Here is a 26,538-nt window from a genome sequence, read left to right on the forward strand (position 1 = left end):
CCTTATTGATTGTGGAAGCTCACGCTACTTTTTTCGGCAAACGCGCGCGTCGCCTGCTGGCAATCCTGAGTGGCGGACATTAACCCTGCCAGTAACTGGTGCGAGTAATCGGCGTGTTTATTTTCCAGCGCCAGAATCAGTTGCTTAATATGCGCCAGTGCCACCGGACCATATTTTTCCAGCTGCGCTAACTGATTCGCCATCCAGCTTTCTACCTGTTCTTTTTCCACCACTTCATCAATTAAATTCGCCGCCTGGGCTTCATGTGCCGTCAGACGTTTCCCCAGCATCAGCATCTGGCGACCGACCACCGGACCGACCTGATTAAGCACGCGCTCGATGCCCATCCAGCCTGGCACCATGCCGAGGATCACTTCAGGATTAGAGAATTTCGCGTGGGGGCGAGCGATACGAATATCACAGCACAAGGCGAGTTCAATCCCACCGCCAATGGTATGACCGTTGAGATTCGCAACGGTTAATTGGGGTAAATTGCGCAGGCGATTAAAAACCTCATTACCGCGTTTAATCCATTTTCTGCCCATATCTAATGGCGAATAGGCTGACCACGATTTAATATCGCCGCCTGCACAAAAGAATTTATCGCCGGTAGCAGTTAATTCGACTAATCGTAATGTGGTGTCGTTTTCAATTTCATTTAAATAATGATCGAGAGATTCGATCATTTCTTCATTAATAGCATGACATTTATCTTCACGGTTCAATGTCAGGCGGCAGGAAGCCGCCGCTCTGCTGAACAGAACGGGTTGGTCACTCATGTTCATTCCTTAACAATAATGCGCGATGCGATCGACGCTAATATCCAGCGTGCTGTTAATATCTTTCTGCCACCAGTACGGCGAGAATATTTCCAGTTCAATAGCGCCATTAAATCCGGCGTTTTCAACCAGCCGACGGATTGACGGAATATTGATGACGCCATCTCCCGGCATTCCCCGATCATTGACCAGATCGGTGGTTGGTACTAACCAGTCGGAAACATGAAACGCGAGAATGCGTTTTCCGGCACGCAGGATTTGGCTGGCGAGCTCCGGGTCCCACCAAACGTGGTAGACATCTACCGCGACGCCGAGGCCAAATTCGCCATCGGGATCGAGTTCATCACACCAGTCCAGCGCCTGGCGTAACGTGCACAAACAGGAACGATCGGCTGCGGTCATCGGGTGCAGCGGTTCCAGCGCAATCGGCACGCCGACCTCTTTCGAATGCGGTAGTAACTGGCGAATCCCTTGTTTCACCTGTTCCCGCGCCTCATACAGATCTTTTGTACCCGTTGGCAGTCCACCAACCACCTGCATATAACAGGCGGCGTTAAGCACGGCGGCGTCGTCCAGCGCCCGGCGGTTATCATCAATCGCTAGTTTGCGTTCCGCCAGCGTCGGTGCGGTGTAGTAAGTGCTACGGCACAAACCGGAAACGCTCATGTTACTGGCGGCGAGTTGGCGGGCGATCTGCTGGAGATCTTCGCCCTGCAATTCTCTGCGCCAGGGAGCGATTGCGCCAATACCGCGCGCGGCGCAAGCGTCAATAATGGCGGGCAGCGGCGTTTTATAACCCAGCGTCGCGGTATTAATGCTGAATAAATCAGGGCGTTGTAACAGATCTCTCATGATTCAGCCTCAGAAGCGCGGCATACTTAAGCCGCCGTCGATGGCGACCGCCTGACCACAGGTGTAAATCAGTTTGCCTTCCGCCATCGCGCGGACAGTGGAGGCGATATCAGCCGGATAACCCCAACGTCCCCACGGCACCAGACCTTTGGCAATCAATTCGTCGTAATAGGCGGTTGCCGGAATGGTCATATCGGTTTTTATTAGGCCAGGGCGCACTTCATAGACGCCAATTTGTTCGTTACAAAGGCGAGCGGCAAACAGACGAGCAGCGGCAGAAACGGCGGTTTTGGCAATGGTGTATTCGCCGCGATTCATCGCCAGCATGATGGCGTTTATGGAACTGACAAAAATAATCGAACGGTGCGGCAGCTCCGCTTCCGGCTTCGGCTGTGCGAGCAGACGTTTACTGAATGCCTGAGCGAGGAAGAACGGTGCGCGGGTATTGATGGCAATGTTTTGGTCGAAACTGTCTGGTTCGAGATCGAGGAGGTCACCGCGCTTTTTCACTGAAATCCCTGCGTTGTTGAGCAGACAGTCCAGACGCCCCCACTGGTTTTGCGCCGCGTCGAGCATCTCTTCATGTAGGGAGAGATCGCCGACATCGGCAGGGAAGCAAATGACTTCCACGCCTTCTGCTATACATTCTTGTTGTGTGATATGCAGTTTTTCTACGCTGTCGGCATCAGGGCGATCGTTAATCAGCAGGTTAAACCCGCCACGAGCAAGTTCCAGCGCACAACCCTTTCCAATACCACGTGCAGCGCCAGTGATGACAGCAACAGGACGAGTGGATTTCATAGGTTAATCCTCTTTTTTTGAATATTGTTTCCTTAAGTGATGGTTAGCTTGCAACTAGTTAGCAAAAAGATCAACCATCTGGTTGGTTGATCTGCGATAATGATCACAGGACATTTGATAACTCGATGAAAGACAATGTTTTGCCTTTTTGCTGTCGCTGAGATCAAATACGGTTATGATAGCCATCACGAAGAAGACGTGGGGAAGCGGAATGTATCTTGATACCAGTCACGCGCAAAACCTGAAGGAAAAATTGTTGTTATGCGCAGTCAATGAATTTGCCGAATATGGCTACGAAGGGGCCAGAGTCGATAATATTGTGAAGGCCGCAGGGTGCAGTAAACAGACGGTTTATCACCACTTCGGGAACAAAGAAAATTTATTTATTGAAGTTCTGGAATATACCTGGAATGATATTCGGCAAAAAGAAAGATCCCTTGATGTTTCTGGCCTTCCGCCACAAAAAGCCATAGAGGAAATTATCGATTTCACCTGGGATTATTATATATCTAACCCCTGGTTTCTAAAGATCGTGCATAGCGAAAACCAAAGTAAAGGTGTGCATTATGCGAAATCACAGCGCCTCCAGGATATTAACCACGCGCACTTGCAGTTAATGGAGTCATTATTGGCTGAAGGGAAGAAACGTAATATTTTTAAGCCAGATATCGACCCGCTGCAGGTGAATATTAATATTGCTGCACTCGGGGGATATTATTTGATAAACCAGCATACACTTGGCCTGGTTTATCACATCAGTATGGTTTCACCGCAGGCGCTGGAAGCCAGACGTAAGGTCATCAAAGAAACGGTCCTTAGCTGGCTTCTGATTGACCCTTCAGCTATCGAGCGCGAATAAAACTGCCATCCGGCTGGCGGGTAAACAAGACTTGTTGATTATTCCCCGTATCAATGGTTAAGCCCGTCACCACGCCGCTGGCGTTCTGGCGGATTTTCACTATCTGCCCGTTTTGCAAATTACTTAATGGTTTACCTGCGCCTTCTACCTGTGCCATTGCGTATACATCGGTAGGAGGCAGACCGTGGTCGCGGAACAGTTGTGCCATCGTTTTACCGGCTTCAACACGATAAGAGCGCCATTGATTGTTAATACCGCTATCTGGCTGGAAAGGTTGCGCTTGCGTAGTTTGCTGCTCTTCCGGTTGACCTTCCTGTATTGGTTCTGGAGCGACCGGGGCAACTTGATCCGGATCGTTTTGCGGCGTAACTAGCTGCGCCCGAAGTTGTTCTTCTGTCGGCGGCTGAGATTGCGACTGAATATCCAGCTGCGCTTCACGCGTCACGACGGGGGAGTCGGGCGCATCCTCAGACGGAAGCAGAAAACCGACCACCAAAATAATGGCGGCAATAATAATCCCCCGACGATGCATCGGTGGTAGCGGATCCATGAAGCGAAAGTTGTCCGGCGCGTGCCAGACCTTCTCCAGGGTTGGTTTTAGTTCAAAGCGCCCGGGCATGGTTTCCTCCTGCTCCGCGTCTTGTTCCTCAATCATAGCCTATGAATAAGCTAACGCTATGATGTCCGTGGTAAACCCGCCTCTATTATATTCATACGGGATATTGCTATTGTTTCTTTTTCCCCGGGATTTGTCATCACTCTCGCGACAAAGTTTTACCCAAGGAAGTGTGGCTGATATGCTGCCCGTTACTTTATACCCTGAGGAAGGAAATACGATGACCACCCCAACTTTTGACACCATCGAAGCGCAAGCAAGCTACGGCATTGGTTTGCAGGTAGGGCAACAACTGAGTGAATCTGGTCTGGAAGGGCTGCTGCCAGAAGCGCTGGTTGCAGGTATTGCCGACGCGCTGGAAGGCAAACATCCGGCTGTTCCGGTTGATGTGGTGCACCGCGCGCTGCGTGAAATCCATGAACGTGCCGATGCTGTTCGTCGTCAGCGTTTCCAGTCGATGGCTGCTGAAGGTGTGAAATATCTTGAAGAAAACGCTAAAAAAGAAGGCGTGAACAGCACTGAATCCGGCCTGCAATTCCGCGTGATCAACCAGGGCGAAGGCGCAATTCCTGCCCGTACCGACCGCGTCCGCGTTCATTACACCGGTAAATTGATCGACGGCACTGTATTTGACAGCTCTGTTGCCCGTGGCGAACCGGCTGAATTCCCGGTGAACGGCGTGATCCCTGGCTGGATTGAAGCACTGACTCTGATGCCAGTAGGTTCTAAGTGGGAACTGACTATCCCGCAGGAACTGGCCTATGGCGAGCGCGGCGCTGGCGCGTCCATCCCTCCGTTCAGCACCCTGGTGTTTGAAGTCGAGCTGCTGGAAATCCTCTAAACAGCGTATTCTGTTCCCCTCGAGCCAGAGGGGAGCAGGCATTTAGCAATAAACCCTTCAGTTTGCCAATAGGCGATATTTTGTGTTGCAAACACTCCGTAAGCGTGTATTTTTGTGAGCTGTTTCGCGTTATCACCGTGATATGACACTCACTTTAAACATAAAATTAACATTAGATCTAAATCTTAGTATTCATCCCACGTATTGTTTCCTAATATCGATGAGTCCCGATACAGATTCGTCGTATCATAGACTGACTAAAGGCCGCAGAGCCTGAATAACACAGACAGGAAGAAAAAACATGGTAGATCAGGTAAAAGTCGTTGCCGATGATCAGGCTCCGGCTGAACAGTCGCTACGGCGCAATCTCACAAACCGGCATATTCAGCTTATTGCCATTGGCGGCGCCATTGGTACGGGGTTGTTTATGGGCTCCGGTAAAACAATCAGTCTTGCCGGGCCGTCGATCATTTTCGTTTATATGATCATCGGTTTTATGCTCTTTTTCGTGATGCGGGCAATGGGGGAATTGCTGCTTTCGAATCTGGAATACAAATCTTTTAGTGACTTCGCTTCCGATTTATTAGGGCCGTGGGCAGGATATTTCACTGGCTGGACTTATTGGTTCTGCTGGGTGGTTACCGGTATGGCGGACGTGGTTGCCATCACGGCTTATGCGCAGTTCTGGTTTCCGGGGCTATCTGACTGGGTCGCCTCGCTGGCGGTTATTGTGCTGTTGCTGACCCTGAACCTCGCCACCGTGAAAATGTTCGGTGAGATGGAGTTCTGGTTTGCGATGATCAAAATCGTCGCCATCGTGTCGTTGATTATCGTCGGCCTGGTCATGGTGATGATGCACTTCCAGTCTCCGACCGGTGTGGAAGCGTCATTTGCGCATTTGTGGAATGACGGCGGCTGGTTCCCGAAAGGCTTAAGCGGCTTCTTTGCCGGATTCCAGATAGCGGTTTTCGCTTTCGTGGGGATTGAGCTGGTAGGTACTACTGCTGCGGAAACCAAAGATCCAGAGAAATCACTGCCGCGCGCAATTAACTCTATTCCGATCCGCATCATTATGTTCTACGTCTTCGCGCTGATCGTGATTATGTCCGTGACGCCGTGGAGTTCGGTAGTCCCGGATAAAAGCCCGTTTGTTGAACTGTTCGTGTTGGTGGGGCTGCCTGCTGCTGCCAGCGTGATCAACTTTGTGGTGCTGACGTCTGCGGCTTCTTCCGCTAACAGTGGTGTCTTCTCTACTAGTCGCATGCTGTTTGGTCTGGCGCAGGAAGGTGTGGCGCCGAAAGCGTTCGCTAAACTCTCTAAACGCGCCGTACCAGCGAAAGGGCTGACCTTCTCTTGTATCTGTCTGCTCGGCGGCGTGGTGATGTTGTACGTGAATCCAAGCGTGATTGGCGCGTTCACGATGATCACGACGGTTTCCGCGATTCTGTTTATGTTTGTCTGGACGATTATCCTTTGCTCATACCTTGTGTATCGCAAACAGCGTCCGCACCTGCATGAGAAGTCAATCTACAAGATGCCGCTCGGCAAGCTGATGTGCTGGGTATGTATGGCGTTCTTTGTGTTCGTCATCGTGCTGCTGACGCTGGAAGATGACACCCGCCAGGCGCTGCTGGTTACCCCACTGTGGTTTATCGCGCTGGGGCTGGGCTGGTTGTTTATTGGTAAAAAACGCATGGCGAAGTAATGCCGCTAAGGCACCTGCGGGTGTCTTTCAGGCTGCAAAATTGCCTGATGCGCTACGCTTATCAGGCCTACAGAACCTCTGCAATATATTGAATTTGCGTGCTTTTGTAGGCCGGATAAGGCGTTTACGCCGCATCCGGCATGAACAAAGCACACTTTGTCAGCAATCTCCTTTGTCTTTATACATTCCTAAAAATACTTCCTGTCATCGACAGCTCTCAGGCGCGGGCTTACCGTGGATCTTTGCCACTCATTGCAGAGTTCACTATGGCTAAGCACAGTTGGTTATTAATCGCCGCATTACCTCTCTCCATTTCACCTTCCTGGGGCGCAGATTTTTATTACCGCCAGCAGGAGAAAAGCACGGTTTATGTTGCCGAACAGAAGGGGGAAAAAGATGAGATCCTCTCCAAATTGCCGGACGTTAATTTTTCCCGCCTCTGGCGCATTGCCAATTTAGCCAATAAACAAGAAACCCGTTTACTGTCCGATTTTAATCCCGATAAGTTCGATTGCGATGATGAGGGGGATTGCCAGCATACCTGGCTCACCGATGGACGTTCTGTCCTTTGGGCAGGCAAAGTCCTGAAAAATCCATCCGGTGAACCTAATGTCGATGCCGCCAGTTTCCAGGCATTCGGTGCTTTCGCTGCTGATAAACGCAGCGTCTATTTTGACGGTCAGCGTACCGATGATAATAGCGGTGATAAGCAGGTAGATATGTCAACTCTGGAAGAGACGGACATCTGGAATTTACTGCGTGATAAAAATAGTCTTTGGCATAAGGGGCGCTGGTTGGGAGGCACTGACGGGTTTCAAATCGTGCGGCATGATTCATCCCTGCAATTTGTTGTGCTGACAAATTCGCAGGTGATTGTTAATGGCAAGCCGCTGCCCGCCGATCGCAAAACCTTTCAGATTAAACGTTGGATGCCTGGCGAACGGTTGGTTTATCGCGATAAAAGCGGTGAGCATGACTATGAGCTGGAGGATACCAGCTATCGCTGTGCACCTTTTAATATTGGTCTGAATAACGTGTCCTGGCTCAAACATAAAGCCACTCCAGCGGGCAGTGAGTGTATTTATGAAACGCTGGCGGGAGTTGATCCGGAATATTTTTATCTATTTGTTCGGAATACCGGTTTATATAAGAACCAAATTTATAAAGTCACAACCAACGCCCTGGGCGAAGGGGAGTTGATTAATCTCAAGCCAGAGGATCTCTCCGACTCACTTGAAGCAGGTGGTAGTTGGGGATTAACTAACACGTTTATATCAACAGACGGGCAGCTTTACACTCAACAAGCGACTGGAATTGGGAAAGAGCACGCCCAACAAGGTGAATGGCTGCGTTATAACTTAGGTAAGGGAGGTTGGTCATCGGTGAAGCAACCCCCGAGCGGTCTTAAACCCTTATTTAAATAACCTCTTCACGCTAACAGCTTCAGGATGACGCTATGTTGCCAATTAAACCCTTTTGTCTCGCACTGGCTTTATTTTCAACCTCCTCACTAGCCTGCTCCGGTGTGCCTACTGCTGTGTTTTATTACCAGCCGTGGGGGCAAGGCACAAAATATATCGTTGAAGATAGCGACGGTTACGGACTCTATTTCCCGGATATTCATATACCACAGGTGAAGTTCAAACAACTGCGCCGTGTATCTGACGGCACTGATGATGAATATGATTCTCCTGATGATATCAATAATGATTTTGTGCGGGTGGATGGTGGCGCTTATATCAGAACCAACGGTGGTTGGCGTTTCGACTGGTTGACTGATGGCCGCCATATTTTATGGGCAGGGAAAATAGTTCAGAACCCGCCGGGAATACCGAAAGTCGATGCCGCAACATTCCGCGCATGGGGGCGTTTTGCTGCCGATAAAGACAGCCTCTATTTTGATGGCGAACGCACGGATGATAATCACGGCGAAAAGCAGGTCGATATGGATTCGCTGCAACAGGTGGGAGGGAGGATGAATTCAATTGATTCCGCGGATGTGCTGAAAGATCGTCGCAATCTTTACTTTCAGGGGCGCTGGTTAGGTAGTGCGCAAGGGTATTCTATTCTTGACATTAAACCCTGGACACGTCGTCCCATTATTTATTCACCTAATAGCTGCGAAAGCAAAAGTAATCCGGGACCCTGGGATACAATCTGGCGGACTAAATCGCAGGTCTTTGTGAATGGAGATGCCATCAACGCCGATCCGGATACCTTTCATATTGTGCGCTGGATAGCCGGTTCACTGCTGATTTATCGCGATAAAGACGGGGAGAAACGTTATGCGTTCGGTAAAAATTGCCGGAGTACGTTTGACCTGCAGCGGGATAAAGTAACATGGTTGACGCGTGATGCTTCCCGGCACGCTAATGATTGCCGGGTTGCGACTATTCCTGATGTTGATCCGGAATATTTTCGCCCGCTGACGGAGAATGTGGCGCAATATAAAGATTCGCTCTATCTGGTGAAATATATATCTGCAGTCGAAAAAACGCTGTCGGTCATACATTTACCAGGCCCACAACAAGAATTACAGGAAGGTGCTAATGTTGTAGGGAACAAAGTTTATTTCATTGCGAGCGATGATGTGACTATTTTTGATATCAATGGGCAATGGCAGTGGTATAAAAGCTCCGATGGCACACCATTAAATTATTTAGCACATGACGATCGCTATACGTATTTTATTAATGGAGACACGGTTGAGCATTTTGAACTGAAAGGCCAATGGACCTGGTTTAAAGACGCTAATGGTCGATTATCAGATACCTTTGCTCATGATGACCATTATATTTATTACGTAGGCGATGGGCTGGTTCGTGATGCGAAGCGGCGTAATGAGACTCGACAACTCAATGCGGCGCATCTTGATAAAAATGGCAGTCTGCTTACCGTTGAAGGCAGATACACCAGTTACAACAATGAATTACTTCCATTGAATGACTGAATCACTTAATAATCAACGATCCTGCTCATGTCAGGATCGTTGATCGAACAAATCACTCACCCGCCAGCGCGCGCGGGAACAGTACATTGTTTTCCAGACTGATGTGCTCCATCAGGTCATCAATCAGTTCATTAATGCCGTTATACATCGCTTTCCAGGTGGTGCAGGCTTCCGGCGGCGGTGTGACGTTATTGGTGGTGTGTTTAATCACTTCCAGCAGTTCACCCGCTTCATCGTGCTCGCTTTCCATCACGCTGATTGGCCCCATTGCCTGGCTGCCCATGCCTTGTTTGATCATCGGGAAGAGGATCTGCTCTTCTTTCATCATGTGGCTGGAAAGCTCTTCATGCAGCATAGTCAGATATTTTGTCAGCCCTTTTGGAACGCTCGGTTTGTCGGCGTGAACGCGCTCGACTTTAGTCGCTTGCAGGATCAGCTCCGGCAGTTGCTCGCGGTGACGATCGTGGTAGCGCACGATGATATGGTCGATGATTTCTGCCAGCGGCGCGCTACGCCAGTCTTTCTCAATCGGTTGTTCAGCAAGCTTTGCCAGCTCGGCCTCAATGACGTCAACATCCAGCTCTTTACGTGCCGCAGCACGAGCCAGCGTCTGCTTACCGCCACAGCAGTAATCCATATCATATTGACGAAACAGAGCCGAAGCGCGAGGAATAGAGAGCGCCAGTTCACCTAAAGGTTGGTCGCGATAAGCCATAGCGGATACCTCATTCTTAATAATATAAGATGTATTTTAAATGCATCTTTAAGGCAAAAGCTATAACCCTTGCGTAGCAGAGGCTTATTTAACTCACTGCCAGCATGTCAACTTTCTGAGACAGATTCAGTTAAAGGCTTTTCCGGTTTTGCTCTGACTGCAATGACCACGCCAACCACTAACAGCGCGATACCGCTCAGCGTCATCAGCGGTGGAATTTGTTGGCGTAGCAAAAAGGTGTACAGCAAACCTGCCAGCGTTTCGAAAACAATCAGCGGCCCGAGAATCACTGTCGGTAATCGCTGGCTGGCGACGTTCCAGCAAAGCGCGCCGACCCATGAGCAAAGCACGGCAATCGCAATCATCAGGCTGATAAACACCAGCGGACGGGGGCCAAAGGGTAGGGAGAAGTCCGGCGTTTGGGTATTCAGCCAGTAACAAGCGACGAGATAGCCGATGAGAGAAACCGGCAGTGTGACCAGTGCCTGGGCCGTCGCCCACATCATTGGATGTTTGTCTGGGTTTTCCCGCAGCCAGCGGGCGTTGCGCAGGGCATACCACGCCCAACAGACTACAGAGACTGACGCCAGCACGATGCCTGAGGTATAACGAGCCCAGTCAAAATCGGGGAGTCCGTGGTTTAACTCAGCAATATTCACACACGACAGGCCGATGCCAATACAAACCAGCGCCGGGGCGAGTTTCCCCCATGCGAGTTTGCCGTCGCGCTGGCTATAAAGCAGATTGGCGAAGACAGGAATAACTACCGGCAGAGTTCCGATAATCATCGTGGAAACAGGCGCGCCGGTACGTTGAATGGCACTGGCGAGACAGAAGTAATAGATGAGGTTGCCCATCATGGTGAGCATTAGTGCGGTAAGCCAGTCGCGACGCGCCAACTGACGCAGACGCACGCGTCCCAGCCAGGCAATGGGCAGCGCAATTAACCCTAACGCCAGATAACGCCCCATCGACTGCAACATCGCCGGGTATTCTGGCACGATCAACGGCCCGACAAAAATAAGCCCCCACATCAACCCTGCTAACAGGGCGTACAGCACGCCGCTAATCATTACTGGCATCCATTGGTCTGTCAGAAGAAAGTTCAGGAAGCAGACGTGATTGCTCCCGGCATCCCGTCATTATCAGAGAGGATGCGGGAGGATGCCACTTTAATTAACTAGTTATTAACATTAAAAAGATGGCTTACGCTTTCGGCTAACGTTGTCGTTGGGCAGCCAATTAATTTGCTAAGCGTTTTGCTGTCATCAAACAGACCGCCTTTCGATGCGCCAACGTCAGAATCCGCCAGCATATCCGCCAGTCCGCCAGGCAGTCCGACGCTTTTCAGTGCCGCGGCGAAATCGGCTTCACTCAGGTTTTGATAGGTAACCTGTTTGCCGCTCTGTTTGGTCAGCTCTGCCGCTAACTGTGTCAGCGTCCAGGCACTATCACCTGCCAGTTCATAAATTTTGCCTTCGTGGCCTGTTTCGCTCATTACGCGCGCCGCAGCTTCTGCATAATCTGCGCGCATGGCTGAGGCGATTTTGCCATCGCCCGCCGCACCGATAAATACGCCGTGTTCCAGTGCTGCCGGGGCGCTGGCGAGGTAGTTTTCGGTGTACCAGCCGTTGCGCAGCAGGGTGTAAACGATGCCAGAATCAGCCAGCATTTTCTCGGTTTCGATGTGCTCATCGGCGAGGCCGAGCGGTGAGGTATCTGCATGTAGCAGGCTGGTATAAGCGATAAATTTCACGCCAGCCGCTTTTGCGGCATTAATAACATTACGATGCTGCGGGGCACGTTGACCCACTTCGCTGGAAGAGATCAGCAGCAGTTTTTCCACGCCCTGTAGCGCAGATGTCAGTGCGGCTTCATTTCCGTAGTCAGCCTGACGCACGGCAATGCCTTGTGCGTTCAATGCATGGGCTTTTTCCGGATTGCGGACAATAGCCACTATTTGGCTGGCAGAAACCGATTTCATCAAGGATTCAATAACATAGTGACCAAGTTGGCCAGTTGCGCCAGTAATAGCGATCATGGGAAGTCTCCATCTGTTTGTCTTGTGTTTAAATACGCTAACACCTAAACTTACTTTTAGTAAGTACGTACAAAAAGGTAAGTATGGGATGAGTCAGGTTAGCCTGTCGCAACAACTGAAAGAGGGAAATCTCTTTGCTGAACAGTGCCCTTCGCGCGAGGTGTTGAAACACGTCACCAGCCGTTGGGGGGTATTGATTCTGGTGGCGCTACGCGAAGGTACTCATCGCTTTAGCGACCTGCGGCGCAAAATCGGCGGGGTGAGTGAAAAGATGCTTGCGCAGTCGTTACAGGCGTTAGAGCAGGATGGTTTTCTTAACCGTATCGCGTATCCGGTGGTGCCGCCGCATGTGGAATATAGCCTCACGCCGCTGGGCGAGCAGGTGAGCGAAAAGGTTGCTGCACTGGCGGACTGGATTGAGTTGAATTTGCCCGAGGTGTTGGCGGTGCGGGATGAACGTGCGGCATAACAGCCGGATGCGCTGCGCTTCTACGGCCTACGGTTCATAGCTTGTAAGGCGGATAAGATGCGTCAGTATCGCATCCGCCAGGAAGAGCCGGATGAGCTGCGCTTATCCGGTCTACGATTCATGGCTTGTAGGGCGGATAAGATGCGCCAGCATCGCATCCGCCAGGAAGAGCCGGATGAGCTGCGCTTATCCGGTCTACGGTTCATGGCTTGTAGGGCGGATAAGATGCGCCAGCATCGCATCCGCCAATAAATGCCGGATGCGGTTGATGATTTGTAGGCCGAAAATGAAGTGTTTTACTTACTCAAATCCACCTGATAAATCGCAAAGCCGATATCATCGGTCGCGACTTTATTCATCGGATACAGCCCTTTCTCTTTAATAAATGCTGCGGCTTTATCTGACGGGGAAGTTTCGAAACGGATATCCAGTTTCTTATCGCCAGCAATCGGCGCTAGACGCCAGTTGTTATCTGCCGCCGGGTGGATTTCTCCCGCACGTTTAGACTCTTCAGCAATCCACGCTGCCAGTACCGAACGGTTCTCATCCGGTGAAGCAAAGGCAATATGGCTATCACCTGTTCCGGCAAATTTGCCGCCGTAAGCGCGATAGTTATTGGTGGCAACGAGGAACATGGCGTTCGGATCAATGGGTTTACCGTTAAAGGTCAGGTTCTTAATCCGCTCTGCATTGGCATTAACCACCTGACATTCGCCGTCATAGCGGGCGGGCTGGGTAACATCAATCTGATAATTCACGCCATCAATCACATCAAAGTTATAGGTACGGAAACCATCCCAGTTGATGAGTGACTGTGGTTGAGTGCTGTTGGGGTCTATCTGATTAAACTGCCCGGCGGAGCATTCCAGCCACTCTTTCACCTCTTTACCGCTGGCTTTCACCACGATAAGCGTATTGGGATAGAGATAGAGATCGGCGGCATTACGGAAGGTCAACTGGCCTTTTTCCACTTCGACATAACTGGCAGGGTCGTTCTTACGCCCACCGACTTTAAACGGCGCGGCAGCAGAGAGCACCGGCAGTTTTGCCAGGTCCGGATCGCCCTGAATGTAATGTTCGACATACGCTTTTTGCGCGTTGTTCACCACCTGCACGGTCGGATCATCCTGCACCAGCGCCAGATAGCTATACATATTGTCGGCAGATTTACCGATCGGTTTGCTGACAAACTGGCGTGTGGCGTCGTGATCGACCTTTAGCGTTTCTACCAGTTGACTGTCTTCCGCCGCGAGAGATTTTTTATTGGTGATATCGTAAATAGGCCGTGCTTCGGCTTTGGCCTGCGTCACCTGCCATTTCCCGCTGTCATTATTGAGTTGCAGATCAACCACGCCCAGATGATCGCCCCACATGCCAGGCATTACCGCCGGAACGCCGTTCAGCGTACCTTTGGCAATATCCGCGCCTTTAATATCGGCAAAATCTTTACTCGGGAAGACGGCGTGAGCATGGCCAAACATAATGGCGTCAACGCCCGGAATTTCACTGAGATAATAAACTGAGTTTTCCGCCATCACTTTATACGGATCGGCAGACAAACCAGAATGCGCCAGGACGACAACAACATCGGCCCCTTTCTCGCGCATTTCTGGTACGTACTTGCGCACTGTTTCAGTAATATCGTTAACGGTGACTTTGCCGGATAAATTGGCTTTATCCCAGCTCATAATCTGCGGTGGCACGACGCCAATGTAGCCAATTTTCAGCGTCTGTTTTTTCCCGTCTTTATCGACCACTTCGGTGTCTTTAATTAAATACGGCGTAAACATCGGCTGTTTGGTCTTAGCGTCAATGACGTTGGCGTTTATATAAGGGAATTTCGCCCCTGCCAGCGCATTTTTCAGGTAATCCAGACCGTAGTTAAATTCATGATTGCCGAGTGTGCCGACCGTATAATCCAGCGTATTCAGCGCCTTATAAACCGGATGAACATCACCTGCTTTTAATCCTTTCGCCGACATGTAATCTGCCAGCGGACTCCCCTGAATCAAATCGCCGTTATCGACCAGCACGCTGTTTTTCACTTCATTACGCGCGCCATTAATCAGACTCGCAGTACGAACCAGTCCGAATTTTTCTGTGGCGGAGTCTTTGTAATAATCGAAATCCATCATATTGCTATGCAAATCAGAGGTTTCCATTATGCGGAGATCGACTGTTGCCGCATTCACACTGGCGGCAATCAGCGTAGCAAGGAGCGTTGCACTAAACTTAACCATCTGGGCATCCTTTTATGAATGAGTAGATGAAACGTCTTTCATACAGAGCGTTGAAGGATGCCATAAATAATAAATCAGGAAACGATGACGCCATCACAGTTGGCGGATTCTTTAACGATAGGGTATAAGTAAAACAACGAGTTAACACCACTGAAACAAAAGAGGTGGAGAATGTTAGAACAAGTATGTCAACTCGCACGGATTGCGGGCGATGCCATTATGCAGGTCTACGACGGGACGAAACCGATGGACGTCGTCAGCAAAGCGGATAACTCACCGGTGACAGCGGCGGACATTGCCGCGCATACCGTAATCATGGACGGTTTACGTACGCTGACGCCGGATATTCCGGTTCTGTCTGAAGAAGATCCTCCCGGCTGGGAAGTCCGTCAGCACTGGCAGCGTTACTGGCTGGTGGACCCGCTGGATGGCACTAAAGAGTTTATTAAACGTAACGGCGAATTCACCGTTAATATTGCGCTCATCGACCACGGAAAACCGATTTTAGGTGTGGTGTATGCGCCAGTAATGAACGTAATGTACAGTGCGGCAGAAGGCAAAGCCTGGAAAGAAGAGTGCGGCGTGCGCAAGCAGATTCAGGTACGCGATGCGCGGCCGCCGCTGGTGGTCATCAGCCGATCCCATGCGGATGCAGAGCTGAAAGAGTATCTGCAACAGCTTGGCGAACATCAGACGACGTCCATTGGCTCTTCGCTGAAATTCTGTCTGGTGGCGGAAGGGCAGGCGCAGCTCTACCCACGTTTCGGACCAACCAATATTTGGGACACTGCCGCCGGCCACGCTGTTGCTGCTGCAGCCGGAGCGCACGTACACGATTGGCAGGGTAAACCGCTGGATTATACCCCGCGTGAATCGTTCCTGAACCCAGGATTCAGAGTTTCTATTTATTGAGCAACTTATGCAGCAAGTCCATCACTTGCTGCACCTCTTCCTGGGTGAGCGCTCCGTCCTTCGCCCATTGCACTCGGCCGTCTTTATCGAGCACGGCAATGGCAGAACTCTCTTCATCCAACTGCCAGGCGCCGCGCGCGACGCCGTTGCTATCGACAATAAACTGCGACCACGGATAAAGCTTTTTATTACTTTCCAGACTGCTGCGCACAAACATGCCGGAACCCGGAATTGCGTCATCTGTGTTGACAATGGTGGTGGTCTGGTAGCGATCGTGCGGCAACTTCGCCGATTTAATCGCTTCTATCAGCGTCGCGTTTTTCTCTTTGGCTGACGTACGACCAGCTATATGTTGTAGCACTCGCACTTTTCCCGCTAACTGCGCGCTGTTCCAGGTTTTGTAGCTAAACTGATCTTTATCAAGCACCAACTCGCCACGATCGGTAATGCCAATCGGCGGTACTCGCTGGCCGGTTTCGAACTGATGTGCAGAGGCCATCATCGGCAGCAGCAGGCAGGTGAGGGCCAGAATCTTGCGTAGAGTCATGGTGTTTCCTTCTTATGATATGCAGGTGATCCGACCACTTGGGTCTGACTTTTAATCATATGTGCTATTTATCGAAAATCCCGCAAGTGTGATGCCAGTTTGCGGACAAGCGCACAAATCATATGAAAAATGAATGCTTATACTAAAGATTCTGATTAGGCGAAAAGATAATTCTGAATAATTGTAACGTTACGGTAAAAAAACTCATACAGGCTGGAAACATTACCGCAGTAGTCTATAGTCATTAGGCATTAAAATTTGCGCCTCATAATAGTTGGACCGATTGTGGTACCGCAAAGGCGTAATACTCAGCAGGAGACAACAATGAAAATTTTCCAACGGTACAACCCACTGCAAGTGGCGAAGTACGTGAAGATCCTGTTTCGTGGACGGTTATACATCAAGGATGTTGGCGCTTTTGAATTTGATAAGGGTAAAATTCTTATCCCAAAAGTGAAGGATAAACTGCATTTATCAGTGATGTCCGAGGTAAACCGTCAGGTTATGCGTCTGCAAACAGAGATGGCTTAACCAAAGTGCTATGCAGTAATAAGACGGCTCCTGATTCAGGAGCCGTTGATGTTTCTGAGGTTATGCGACGTTTTCTTCTTTATCTTTGTCTTTATCTTTTGCGTCAGTCAGTTTTGGCGAAAGGACGGTGGCTTTGCTGTCGATCCGCGTTACCAGCAGCTGGTCGATGCGGTAGTTATCGATATCCACCACTTCAAATTTGTAGCCGGCGAATTTCACCGAATCAGTGCGTTTGGGGATCTTACGCAGCATAAACATCATAAAGCCGCCAATGGTTTCGTAATTGCCTGACTGCGGGAACTCGTCAATATCCAGTACACGCATCACGTCATCAATCGGTGTTCCACCATCGATTAGCCATGAGTTCTCATCACGCGCCACAATCTGCTCTTCCAGACCCTGACCAACCAGATCGCCCATCAGTGTGGTCATCACGTCGTTGAGGGTGATTATCCCCACAACCAGCGCGTATTCATTCATGATTACTGCAAAGTCTTCGCCCGCAGTTTTAAAACTTTCCAGCGCCTCAGAAAGGGTCAGCGTGTCTGGCACGATCAGCGTGTTGCGAATTTGTACGCCACTGTTCAGCGCCAGGCTTTGATTGGCCAGCACGCGGTTAAGCAGATCTTTCGAATCCACATAGCCGATGATGTGGTCGATATCTTCAGTACAGACGAGGAATTTTGAGTGCGGATGTTCCGCCACTTTATTCTTCAGACTTTGCTCGTCTTCGTGGAGATCGAACCAGATGACGTTCTCACGCGGAGTCATAGACGACGGGACAGTACGGGATTCAAGCTCGAACACGTTTTCAATCAGTTCATGCTCTTGTTTACGTAATACCCCCGCCAGCGCCCCTGCTTCTACTACCGCGTAAATATCATCGGAAGTGATGTCATCCTTGCGCACCATCGGCAATTTAAAGATACGGAAGATCATGTTCGCCAGGCCGTTGAAGAACCACACCAGCGGGGTGCAGACGTACAGGCAGAAGCGCATCGGGTTGATGATACGCAAAGCCACAGCTTCTGGCGCAATCATACCGATGCGTTTCGGGGTTAAATCCGCAAACAGGATAAACATGCCAGTCACTAACGAGAAAGAGAGAATAAAGCTCAGTTGCTCAGAGAGCTCTGCCGACATATAGCGGGAGAACAGGCTGTTAAAAGCCGGGGAGAACGCTGCATCACCGACGATACCGCCGAGAATCGCCACTGCGTTCAGACCGATTTGTACCACGGTAAAGAACATGCCGGGATTTTCCTGCATATTCATAACGCGTTGGGCATTTATATTGCCTTCATCAGCCAGCAGTTTAAGTTTGATTTTGCGTGAGGCGGCAAGCGAGATCTCGGACATCGAGAAGAACGCACTTACGGCGATCAAGCAGAGTATGACTAAAATACTGTTTAACATATCTTATCTAACCGTTCAGGTCAGATCCTCGGAAGGGGAAGTTGATTAATTTGTGTGAAATACACATTGAAAGCCGATTCGAAGAGAGTGAACCGGCATTTTCAGAGGCTAGTATAGCGTAAGGTACTGTAAAGTCGCCAGAGGGTTAAATTTTTGTCTCATTTCACTTTGGGGCCACCTTTTAATACTACACTTCAGGCGGCAGACAAACGCCTATTCCACCAATTCCGCAATAGCCATAAGGGTTTTTATGTAGATACTGTTGGTGGTCATCTTCGGCATAATAGAACGGTGTGGCGTTAGCAATCTCGGTGGTTATCTGGCGATCGTCATCGGCGGTGAGCATTGCGGCCTGAAAACGTTCCAGACTGGCGCGGGCTGCGGCATCCTGTTCTGGTGTCAGCGGGTAAATCGCGGAACGGTACTGCGTGCCGTGATCATTACCTTGACGCATCCCTTGTGCAGGATCGTGGTTTTCCCAGAAAACCTGCAACAGTTGTTCATAGCTGATTACCGACGGATCATAAACCACCCGCACCGCTTCGGCGTGGCCGGTCTCACCGGAACACACTTCCCGATAAGTCGGGTTTGGCGTGTAACCGCCAGTGTAGCCTGCGGCAGTGCTGTAAACACCGGGAAGTTGCCAGAAAAGGCGTTCAACGCCCCAGAAACAGCCCATCGCAAAAATGGCGATCTCCATTCCGTCAGGCACATTTGTCATTGAGTGACCGTTGACCGCATGCAGCGTAGCTACGGGCATCGGGGTATTCCGTCCAGGAAGGGCATCGGTGGGGGAAACCAGATGCTTTTTATCAAATAAACTCATGGTGTCGTTCTCCCGAAAGTCGGTCATAGGGGTTTAGGTTGTAACAAGGGACGTATTTGCACACAATAACCCCCGTGAATGGGTCTAAAGTAAAACATAAGTAATATTTTGGGTTTAGTCTGCTTTTTAATCCATATTGCTGGATTATTGTTAAGCCGTTTAACGGAGTTCCAGGGGCAGGAATAAAGGATATTCAGGAGAAAATGTGCGCTATATCCGACAGTTATGCTGTGTAAGCTTACTCTGCTTTAGTGGTTCTGCCATCGCCGCGAATGTCCGTCTACAGGTGGAAGGGTTATCGGGACAGCTGGAAAAAAACGTTCGTGCACAGCTTTCTACGATTCAAAGTGATGAAGTGACGCCAGACCGGCGCTTTCGCGCACGTGTTGATGATGCCATTCGGGAAGGTCTAAAAGCACTGGGCTATTACCAGCCAACAATTGAATTTGATCTCCAGCCACCGCCAAAGAAAGGACGGCAGGTGCTGGTTGCTAAAGTTACACCGGGTGTACCCGTGTTGATTGGCGGCACCGATGTAGTCTTGCGCGGCGGTGCGCGAACCGATAAAGACTATTTGAAGTTGCTGGATACTCGCCCGGCTATAGGTACGGTGCTAAACCAGGGCGATTATGAAAATTTCAAAAAGTCCTTAACCAGTATTGCGCTGCGTAAAGGCTATTTCGATAGCGAATTTACCAAAGCTCAGTTAGGCATAGCGCTTGGCCTGCATAAAGCGTACTGGGATATTGATTACAACAGTGGCGAACGTTACCGCTTTGGGCATGTCACTTTTGAAGGTTCGCAAATTCGCGACGAGTACCTGCAAAACCTGGTACCGTTCAAAGAAGGCGATGAATACGAGTCAAAAGATCTGGCGGAACTGAACCGTCGCCTTTCCGCGACTGGCTGGTTTAATTCGGTGGTAGTGGCACCGCAATTTGATAAAGCGCGCGAAACGAAAGTATTACCATTGACGGGCGTGGTTTCGCCGCGAACAGAAAACACCATCGAAACCGGGGTCGGTTACTCTACGGACGTGGGACCGCGCGTGAAAGCGACGTGGAAAAAGCCGTGGATGAACTCATACGGTCACAGTCTGACCACCAGTACCAGTATTTCCGCGCCGGAACAGACCCTCGACTTCAGCTATAAAATGCCGCTGCTGAAGAATCCACTGGAACAATATTATTTGGTGCAGGGCGGTTTTAAGCGCACTGACCTGAACGATACCGAATCCGATTCCACTACCCTGGTCGCTTCTCGCTACTGGGATCTCTCCAGCGGCTGGCAGCGCGCCATTAACCTACGCTGGAGTCTCGACCACTTTACTCAGGGTGAAATTACTAACACCACAATGCTGTTTTATCCAGGGGTGATGATTAGCCGGACGCGATCACGCGGCGGCCTGATGCCGACCTGGGGCGACTCGCAACGCTACTCTATCGACTATTCCAACACAGCCTGGGGATCGGATGTCGATTTCTCCGTTTTCCAGGCACAGAACGTCTGGATCCGCACACTGTACGATCGCCATCGCTTTGTTACGCGCGGCACGTTGGGCTGGATTGAAACCGGTGACTTCGACAAAGTACCGCCGGATCTGCGTTTCTTCGCCGGGGGCGACCGCAGTATTCGCGGCTATAAATACAAATCTATTGCGCCGAAATATGACAATGGTGACCTGAAAGGGGCATCAAAGCTAATTACCGGATCACTGGAGTACCAGTACAACGTGACCGGAAAATGGTGGGGCGCGGTGTTTGTCGATAGCGGTGAAGCGGTGAGTGATATCCGCCGCAGCGACTTCAAAACCGGCACCGGGGTCGGCGTGCGCTGGGAATCGCCGGTCGGGCCAATCAAGCTCGATTTCGCCGTACCGGTCGCGGATAAAGACGAGCACGGGTTACAGTTTTACATCGGTCTGGGGCCAGAATTATGAGTTTATGGAAAAAAATCAGCCTCGGCGCGGTTATCGTCATCTTACTACTGCTGGGCTCGGTGGCATTTCTGGTTGGCACCACCAGCGGCCTGCATCTGGTATTTAAAGCGGCGGACCGCTGGGTGCCTGGGCTGGACATCGGCAAGGTCACTGGCGGCTGGCGCGACCTTACCCTGTCTGACGTTCGTTATGAGCAGCCAGGCGTGGCGGTAAAAGCGGGCAATCTGCACCTGGCCGTTGGGCTGGATTGTCTGTGGAACAGCAGCGTTTGTGTTAACGATCTGGCGCTGAAAGATATTCAGGTCAACATCGACAGCAAAAAAATGCCTCCTTCTGAGCAGGTTGAAGAAGAGGAAGATAGCGGGCCGCTGGATCTCTCCACGCCGTATCCCATCACCCTGACGCGCGTGGCGCTGGATAACGTCAACATCAAAATTGATGACACCACGGTGTCGGTGATGGACTTCACCTCCGGCCTGAACTGGCAGGAGAAAACCCTGACCCTGAAACCGACGTCGCTGAAAGGCCTGTTGATTGCTTTGCCAAAAGTGGCGGACGTGGCGCAGGAAGAAGTGGTCGAGCCGAAGATTGAAAATCCGCAGCCGGAGGAAAAACCGCTCGGCGAAACGCTGAAAGATCTCTTTTCTCGCCCGGTATTGCCGGAAATGACCGACGTGCATTTGCCGCTCAACCTGAACATTGAAGAGTTTAAAGGCGAGCAACTGCGCGTGACAGGCGACACGGATATCACCGTGAGCACCATGCTGCTGAAAGTGAGCAGCATCGACGGCAATACCAAACTGGACGCGCTGGATATTGACTCTAACCAGGGGATTGTCAATGCCAGCGGTACGGCACAATTGTCCAACAACTGGCCAGTAGATATCACCCTCAACAGCACTTTGAATGTGGAGCCGTTGAAAGGTGAAAAGGTGAAGCTAAAAGTGGGCGGCGCGCTGCGCGAACAGCTGGAGATAGGCGTTAACCTTTCCGGCCCGGTGGATATGGATTTGCGCGCCCAGACGCGGCTGGCGGAAGCTGGATTACCGCTCAACGTGGAAGTGAACAGCAAACAACTTTACTGGCCGTTCACTGGTGAGAAGCAATATCAGGCGGATGACCTGAAACTGAAACTCACCGGCAAAATGACCGATTACACGCTGTCTATGCGTACGGCGGTGAAAGGGCAGGAGATCCCGCCAGCGACCATTACCCTTGATGCGAAAGGGAATGAACAGCAGGTCAATCTCGATAAACTCACCGTTGCGGCGCTGGAAGGAAAAACCGAGCTGAAGGCGCTGCTCGACTGGCAGCAGGCCATTAGTTGGCGCGGCGAATTGACGTTCAACGGCATTAATACGGCGAAAGAGTTCCCGGACTGGCCATCGAAACTCAATGGTTTGATCAAAACGCGCGGTAGCCTGTACGGCGGCACCTGGCAGATGGACGTGCCGGAGTTGAAGCTGACCGGCAACGTCAAACATAACAAAGTGAACGTTGAGGGAACGCTGAAAGGCAACAGTTATATGCAGTGGATGATCCCAGGTCTGCATCTGGAACTGGGGCCAAACAGTGCCGAAGTGAAAGGCGAGCTGGGGGTAAAAGATCTCAATCTTGACGCCACCATCAATGCGCCGGGGCTGGATAACGCGCTGCCAGGACTTGGCGGTACAGCGAAAGGGCTGGTGAAAGTTCGCGGTACGGTGGAAGCGCCGCAGTTGCTGGCGGATATCACCGCGCGCGGCTTGCGCTGGCAGGAACTTTCTGTGTCGCAGGTTCGCGTGGAAGGCGACATCAAATCCACCGATCAGATTGCGGGTAAACTCGACGTGCGCGTTGAGCAAATCTCGCAGCCGGATGTGAATATCAGCCTCGTTACTCTGAATGCGAAAGGCAGCGAAAAGCAGCACGAGTTACAACTGAGGATTCAGGGCGAGCCGGTTTCCGGGCAGCTTAATCTGGCAGGTAGCTTTGATCGCAAAGAAGAACGCTGGAAGGGAACACTTAGCAATACGCGCTTCCAGACGCCGGTCGGACCGTGGTCGCTGACGCGTGATATCGCGCTGGACTATCGCAATCAGGAGCAAAAAATCAGCATTGGGCCACACTGCTGGCTTAACCCGAATGCGGAACTGTGCGTGCCGCAAACCATTGATGCCGGGGCTGAAGGGCGTGCGGTTGTGAATCTCAACCGCTTCGACCTGGCAATGCTGAAACCGTTTATGCCGGAAACTACTCAGGCAAGCGGTATCTTCACGGGTAAAGCGGACGTTGCCTGGGACACCACCAAAGAGGGGCTGCCACAGGGCAGTATCACTCTTTCGGGGCGTAACGTGCAGGTGACGCAAACCGTCAACGATGCGGCGCTACCGGTGGCGTTTCAGACGCTGAACCTATCGGCAGAGCTGCGGAATAATCGCGCTGAGCTGGGCTGGACCATCCGTCTGACCAATAACGGCCAGTTTGATGGTCAGGTGCAGGTGACCGATCCACAAGGCCGCCGGAATCTTGGTGGCAACGTCAACATCCGCAATTTTAACCTCGCAATGGTGAACCCCATCTTTACGCGTGGTGAAAAAGCAGCGGGGATGGTGAGCGCCAACCTACGTCTGGGCGGTGATGTGCAAAGCCCGCAGCTGTTTGGTCAGCTACAGGTCACAGGCGTGGATATCGACGGCAACTTTATGCCATTTGATATGCAGCCGAGCCAGCTTGCGGTCAATTTTAACGGTATGCGCTCGACGCTTGCGGGGACCGTGAGGACTCAGCAGGGTGACATCTACCTGAACGGTGATGCTGACTGGAGCCAGATTGAAAACTGGCGGGCGCGGGTAACGGCGAAAGGCAGTAAGGTACGGATCACCGTACCACCGATGGTGCGAATGGATGTGTCGCCTGACATCGTATTCGAAGCGACACCAAGCCTGTTTACCCTTGATGGTCGCGTGGATGTACCGTGGGCGCGCATTGTGGTGCACGATCTGCCGGAAAGTGCGGTGGGTGTCTCAAGCGATGTGGTGATGCTCAACGATAACCTGCAACCGGAGGAGACGAAAACCGCGTCAATTCCGATCAACAGCAACCTGATTGTCCACGTCGGCAATAACGTGCGCATTGATGCCTTTGGCCTGAAGGCGCGGCTGACGGGCGATCTCAACGTCGTACAGGACAAACAAGGTCTGGGCCTGAACGGGCAAATTAACATCCCTGAAGGGCGCTTCCATGCATATGGCCAGGATCTGATTGTGCGCAAAGGCGAGCTGCTGTTCTCTGGTCCACCGGATCAACCGTATCTCAATATCGAAGCCATTCGTAACCCGGATGCTACAGAAGATGACGTAATCGCTGGTGTTCGTGTCACCGGGCTGGCGGATGAGCCGAAAGCGGAGATCTTCTCTGACCCGGCGATGTCACAACAGGCTGCATTGTCTTACTTATTGCGTGGACAAGGGCTGGAGAGCGATCAGAGCGACAGCGCGGCGATGACTTCGATGCTGATTGGTCTGGGGGTTGCGCAAAGTGGTCAGATTGTGGGTAAAATCGGCGAGACATTTGGTGTAAGTAATTTAGCGCTCGACACCGAGGGGGTAGGTGATTCTTCCCAGGTGGTGGTCAGCGGCTATGTATTACCAGGCTTACAAGTGAAATACGGCGTGGGGATATTTGACTCTATAGCAACACTCACGTTACGTTATCGCCTGATGCCGAAGCTATATCTGGAAGCCGTGTCTGGTGTAGATCAGGCACTGGATTTGCTCTATCAGTTCGAGTTTTAGCTATGCGAATATTTGTCTACGGCAGTTTACGTCACAAACAAGGCAACAGCCACTGGATGACAAATGCCCAGTTGCTGGGCGATTTCAGTATCGATAACTACCAGTTGTATAGCCTGGGCCACTATCCAGGCGCAGTTCCGGGAAACGGAACGGTACATGGTGAAGTTTATCGTATTGACAACGCCACGCTGGCCGAACTTGATGCCTTGCGCACCAGGGGCGGTGAATACGCGCGCCAGTTGATTCAGACGCCGTACGGGAGTGCATGGATGTACGTTTATCAACGACCCGTCGATGGATTAACGCTGATTGAAAGCGGCGACTGGTTAGACAGGGATCAGTCATAATATAAACACGCCACCTTCGGGTGGCGTTGTTTTTTGCGATGTATCTCGCGATTTTTTTGTAACTTTCACATCTTTTGCTTTTCTCTCCGAGCCGCTTTCCATATCTGCAATCGCATAAAAAACTCTGCTGGCGTTCACAAATGTGCAGGGGTAAAACGGGGGCACGCTTTGAACGGTGAGTATGAGTGAGGTCGGCTAACTTCCAGCAAGTGGCTATGAACAGCAAAATGGTGGTCGAGTTTAGCTTGTTCTTACCGTTCAAGCCTTTCAACTACTGAAAATAATAATAGTGGAGTAGATAGTTTATAAATTGCGGGCATAAAAAAACCCTTACTAACCGAAGTCCGGCGTTCAGGGTTATTGCGCTATACTCGTCATACTTCAAGTTGCATGTGCTGCGACTGCGTTCATTCACCCCAGTCACTTACTTCTGTAAGCTCCAGGGGATTCACTCACTTGTCGCGTTACTCGGCCTTAGGCCTCGCCCTTTCAGGGCCAACGCAAGCGTTGTTCAAAACGCCGCTGGCGTTTTGTCCTGCAAGTTGAATTATTTAGAGTATCTAAGAACTTATTTATTCTTTGCGCGCTCGAAGGAAGCAACGATTTCAGCTTTAGCGGCTTCAGCGTTTTCCCAACCTTCAACTTTCACCCACTTGCCTTTTTCGAGGTCTTTGTAGTGCTCGAAGAAGTGAGCGATCTGAGCTTTCAGCAGCTCCGGCAGATCGTTAACGTCTTTGATGTGATCGTATTCTTTGCTCAGTTTGCTGTGCGGAACAGCAACCAGTTTCGCATCTTCACCAGCTTCGTCGGTCATTTTCAGAACGCCAACCGGACGGCAACGGATCACAGAACCCGGCTGCAGCGGGTACGGAGTCGGGACCAGAACGTCAACCGGGTCACCGTCCAGAGACAGAGTGTGGTTGATATAGCCGTAGTTGCACGGGTAGAACATCGCGGTGGACATGAAGCGGTCAACGAACAGTGCGCCGCTCTCTTTGTCGATTTCGTATTTGATCGGATCAGCGTTAGCCGGGATTTCGATAACAACGTAGATGTCTTCCGGCAGATCTTTACCCGCAGGGACGTTGAGTAAGCTCATGTCTGTTTCCTTTAGAATATGTGGCAAACAAGTGCCGAGTATTATAGCCAACTCGCGCCGAATGTCTTCGCTTGTTTTCGCCCTCATTTTCCTTTTTCGCCAGTTTTAAGACGGTTCGCAGAGCTGGAAAATCCATAACCGTAGCCGCATTTTTCATAGTGATATGAAAGCGATTACAAACTTGTGATTAACGATGTATTTACTTTTTTGAAGTGTGATGTAACGCAATCTGTTACAGAACCAATTGTCTATAGTTTTTTCGCGAACATCTTTTCAC

At 50.9% G+C, this 26,538-nt stretch carries 24 protein-coding genes; 12 read left to right on the forward strand and 12 right to left on the reverse strand.

Translation table 11 applies throughout. From position 1 onward, the window contains the following. Window positions 1-2: 2 nt before the first annotated feature. Genes D9734_RS05805 through D9734_RS05815 form a run of 3 tightly spaced genes read right to left on the reverse strand, consistent with a single transcriptional unit; the run spans window position 3 to window position 2,432 of the window. Window positions 3-779: an enoyl-CoA hydratase/isomerase family protein gene (locus tag D9734_RS05805; protein ID WP_130206025.1), complete on the reverse strand. Its 777-nt coding sequence runs from the start codon at window positions 777-779 to the stop codon at window positions 3-5. Between the two features lie 9 nt (window positions 780-788). Then, a complete protein-coding gene (locus D9734_RS05810) occupies window positions 789-1,631 on the reverse strand; it encodes a sugar phosphate isomerase/epimerase family protein (protein WP_130206027.1) in 843 nt (280 codons plus the stop codon). A 9-nt stretch (window positions 1,632-1,640) separates the two neighbouring features. Continuing rightward, the gene (locus D9734_RS05815; protein ID WP_001597585.1) at window positions 1,641-2,432 is read right to left on the reverse strand and encodes a 3-ketoacyl-ACP reductase; all 792 of its coding nucleotides are present in this window, start codon (window positions 2,430-2,432) and stop codon (window positions 1,641-1,643) included. Between the two features lie 211 nt (window positions 2,433-2,643). Between D9734_RS05815 and D9734_RS05820 the strand changes: the two genes are divergently transcribed. Next, the gene (locus D9734_RS05820; protein ID WP_130206029.1) at window positions 2,644-3,291 is read left to right on the forward strand and encodes a TetR/AcrR family transcriptional regulator; all 648 of its coding nucleotides are present in this window, start codon (window positions 2,644-2,646) and stop codon (window positions 3,289-3,291) included. On the opposite strand, the gene ytfB is transcribed toward D9734_RS05820, so the two are convergent. Next, window positions 3,275-3,910, reverse strand: a complete 636-nt coding sequence (ytfB, locus tag D9734_RS05825; protein WP_130206031.1) for a cell division protein YtfB — start codon at window positions 3,908-3,910, stop codon at window positions 3,275-3,277. The two genes, D9734_RS05820 and ytfB, sit on opposite strands and share 17 nt — an antisense overlap. Before the next feature lie 217 nt (window positions 3,911-4,127). Between ytfB and fklB the strand changes: the two genes are divergently transcribed. From fklB to D9734_RS05845, 4 genes are all read left to right on the forward strand, one after another. Then, on the forward strand, window positions 4,128-4,748 hold the full coding sequence (gene fklB / locus D9734_RS05830) for an FKBP-type peptidyl-prolyl cis-trans isomerase (protein ID WP_064525832.1): 621 nt from the start codon (window positions 4,128-4,130) through the stop codon (window positions 4,746-4,748). 301 nt (window positions 4,749-5,049) lie between these two features. Next, entirely contained in the window at window positions 5,050-6,453 is a 1,404-nt protein-coding gene (cycA, locus tag D9734_RS05835; RefSeq protein ID WP_130206033.1) for a D-serine/D-alanine/glycine transporter, read from the forward strand. A 266-nt stretch (window positions 6,454-6,719) separates the two neighbouring features. Further along, window positions 6,720-7,877, forward strand: a complete 1,158-nt coding sequence (locus D9734_RS05840; protein ID WP_130206102.1) for a hypothetical protein — start codon at window positions 6,720-6,722, stop codon at window positions 7,875-7,877. Window positions 7,878-7,909: 32 nt separating this feature from the next. Next, on the forward strand, window positions 7,910-9,403 hold the full coding sequence (locus D9734_RS05845) for a hypothetical protein (protein WP_130206035.1): 1,494 nt from the start codon (window positions 7,910-7,912) through the stop codon (window positions 9,401-9,403). 52 nt (window positions 9,404-9,455) lie between these two features. Here the strand turns inward: D9734_RS05845 and ytfE are convergent, their stop codons facing one another. From ytfE to qorB, 3 genes are all read right to left on the reverse strand, one after another. Further along, on the reverse strand, window positions 9,456-10,118 hold the full coding sequence (gene ytfE, locus D9734_RS05850; protein WP_130206037.1) for an iron-sulfur cluster repair protein YtfE: 663 nt from the start codon (window positions 10,116-10,118) through the stop codon (window positions 9,456-9,458). 107 nt (window positions 10,119-10,225) lie between these two features. After that, the gene (locus D9734_RS05855) at window positions 10,226-11,191 is read right to left on the reverse strand and encodes a DMT family transporter (RefSeq protein ID WP_130206104.1); all 966 of its coding nucleotides are present in this window, start codon (window positions 11,189-11,191) and stop codon (window positions 10,226-10,228) included. 107 nt (window positions 11,192-11,298) lie between these two features. Continuing rightward, window positions 11,299-12,159: an NAD(P)H:quinone oxidoreductase gene (qorB, locus tag D9734_RS05860; RefSeq protein ID WP_130206039.1), complete on the reverse strand. Its 861-nt coding sequence runs from the start codon at window positions 12,157-12,159 to the stop codon at window positions 11,299-11,301. Window positions 12,160-12,247: 88 nt separating this feature from the next. Between qorB and D9734_RS05865 the strand changes: the two genes are divergently transcribed. Continuing rightward, complete coding sequence (locus D9734_RS05865; RefSeq protein ID WP_000084622.1) at window positions 12,248-12,628, forward strand: helix-turn-helix domain-containing protein; 381 nt, start codon at window positions 12,248-12,250, stop codon at window positions 12,626-12,628. A 57-nt stretch (window positions 12,629-12,685) separates the two neighbouring features. Further along, window positions 12,686-12,880, forward strand: coding sequence for a hypothetical protein (locus D9734_RS05870; RefSeq protein ID WP_130206041.1), 195 nt, complete (start codon window positions 12,686-12,688; stop codon window positions 12,878-12,880). Between the two features lie 44 nt (window positions 12,881-12,924). Here D9734_RS05870 and cpdB read toward each other — a convergent pair whose 3' ends face one another. Next, a complete protein-coding gene (gene cpdB, locus D9734_RS05875) occupies window positions 12,925-14,868 on the reverse strand; it encodes a 2',3'-cyclic-nucleotide 2'-phosphodiesterase (RefSeq protein WP_130206043.1) in 1,944 nt (647 codons plus the stop codon). 171 nt (window positions 14,869-15,039) lie between these two features. Here cpdB and cysQ point away from each other — a divergent pair, with 171 nt between their 5' ends. Then, window positions 15,040-15,780, forward strand: coding sequence for a 3'(2'),5'-bisphosphate nucleotidase CysQ (gene cysQ / locus D9734_RS05880; RefSeq protein ID WP_130206045.1), 741 nt, complete (start codon window positions 15,040-15,042; stop codon window positions 15,778-15,780). Here the strand turns inward: cysQ and D9734_RS05885 are convergent. Next, the gene (locus D9734_RS05885; RefSeq protein WP_064525852.1) at window positions 15,770-16,327 is read right to left on the reverse strand and encodes a YtfJ family protein; all 558 of its coding nucleotides are present in this window, start codon (window positions 16,325-16,327) and stop codon (window positions 15,770-15,772) included. The two genes, cysQ and D9734_RS05885, sit on opposite strands and share 11 nt — an antisense overlap. A 324-nt stretch (window positions 16,328-16,651) precedes the next feature. Here D9734_RS05885 and D9734_RS05890 point away from each other — a divergent pair, with 324 nt between their 5' ends. Beyond that, window positions 16,652-16,858 (forward strand): DUF1107 domain-containing protein, encoded by a 207-nt coding sequence (locus tag D9734_RS05890; protein ID WP_000689228.1) that lies wholly within the window; start codon window positions 16,652-16,654, stop codon window positions 16,856-16,858. 60 nt (window positions 16,859-16,918) lie between these two features. Here D9734_RS05890 and D9734_RS05895 read toward each other — a convergent pair whose 3' ends face one another. Beyond that, complete coding sequence (locus tag D9734_RS05895) at window positions 16,919-18,274, reverse strand: hemolysin family protein (protein ID WP_130206047.1); 1,356 nt, start codon at window positions 18,272-18,274, stop codon at window positions 16,919-16,921. 187 nt (window positions 18,275-18,461) lie between these two features. Beyond that, window positions 18,462-19,100 (reverse strand): peptide-methionine (S)-S-oxide reductase MsrA, encoded by a 639-nt coding sequence (gene msrA, locus D9734_RS05900; protein WP_130206049.1) that lies wholly within the window; start codon window positions 19,098-19,100, stop codon window positions 18,462-18,464. 205 nt (window positions 19,101-19,305) lie between these two features. Between msrA and tamA the strand changes: the two genes are divergently transcribed. The 3 genes from tamA to D9734_RS05915 are packed head-to-tail and all read left to right on the forward strand — an operon-like array spanning window position 19,306 to window position 25,162. After that, complete coding sequence (gene tamA, locus D9734_RS05905; protein WP_130206051.1) at window positions 19,306-21,039, forward strand: autotransporter assembly complex protein TamA; 1,734 nt, start codon at window positions 19,306-19,308, stop codon at window positions 21,037-21,039. Then, window positions 21,036-24,815 (forward strand): autotransporter assembly complex protein TamB, encoded by a 3,780-nt coding sequence (tamB, locus tag D9734_RS05910; RefSeq protein ID WP_130206053.1) that lies wholly within the window; start codon window positions 21,036-21,038, stop codon window positions 24,813-24,815. The genes tamA and tamB overlap by 4 nt, the downstream gene beginning before the upstream one ends. Before the next feature lie 2 nt (window positions 24,816-24,817). Next, on the forward strand, window positions 24,818-25,162 hold the full coding sequence (locus D9734_RS05915) for a gamma-glutamylcyclotransferase (protein ID WP_130206055.1): 345 nt from the start codon (window positions 24,818-24,820) through the stop codon (window positions 25,160-25,162). A gap of 568 nt (window positions 25,163-25,730) precedes the next feature. Here the strand turns inward: D9734_RS05915 and ppa are convergent. After that, complete coding sequence (ppa, locus tag D9734_RS05920; protein WP_000055075.1) at window positions 25,731-26,261, reverse strand: inorganic diphosphatase; 531 nt, start codon at window positions 26,259-26,261, stop codon at window positions 25,731-25,733. Between the last annotated feature and the right edge of the window lie 277 nt (window positions 26,262-26,538).

Origin of the sequence: Escherichia sp. E14S1, assembly GCF_004211995.1 — a bacterium.
In the GTDB taxonomy this organism is placed as follows: domain Bacteria; phylum Pseudomonadota; class Gammaproteobacteria; order Enterobacterales; family Enterobacteriaceae; genus Escherichia.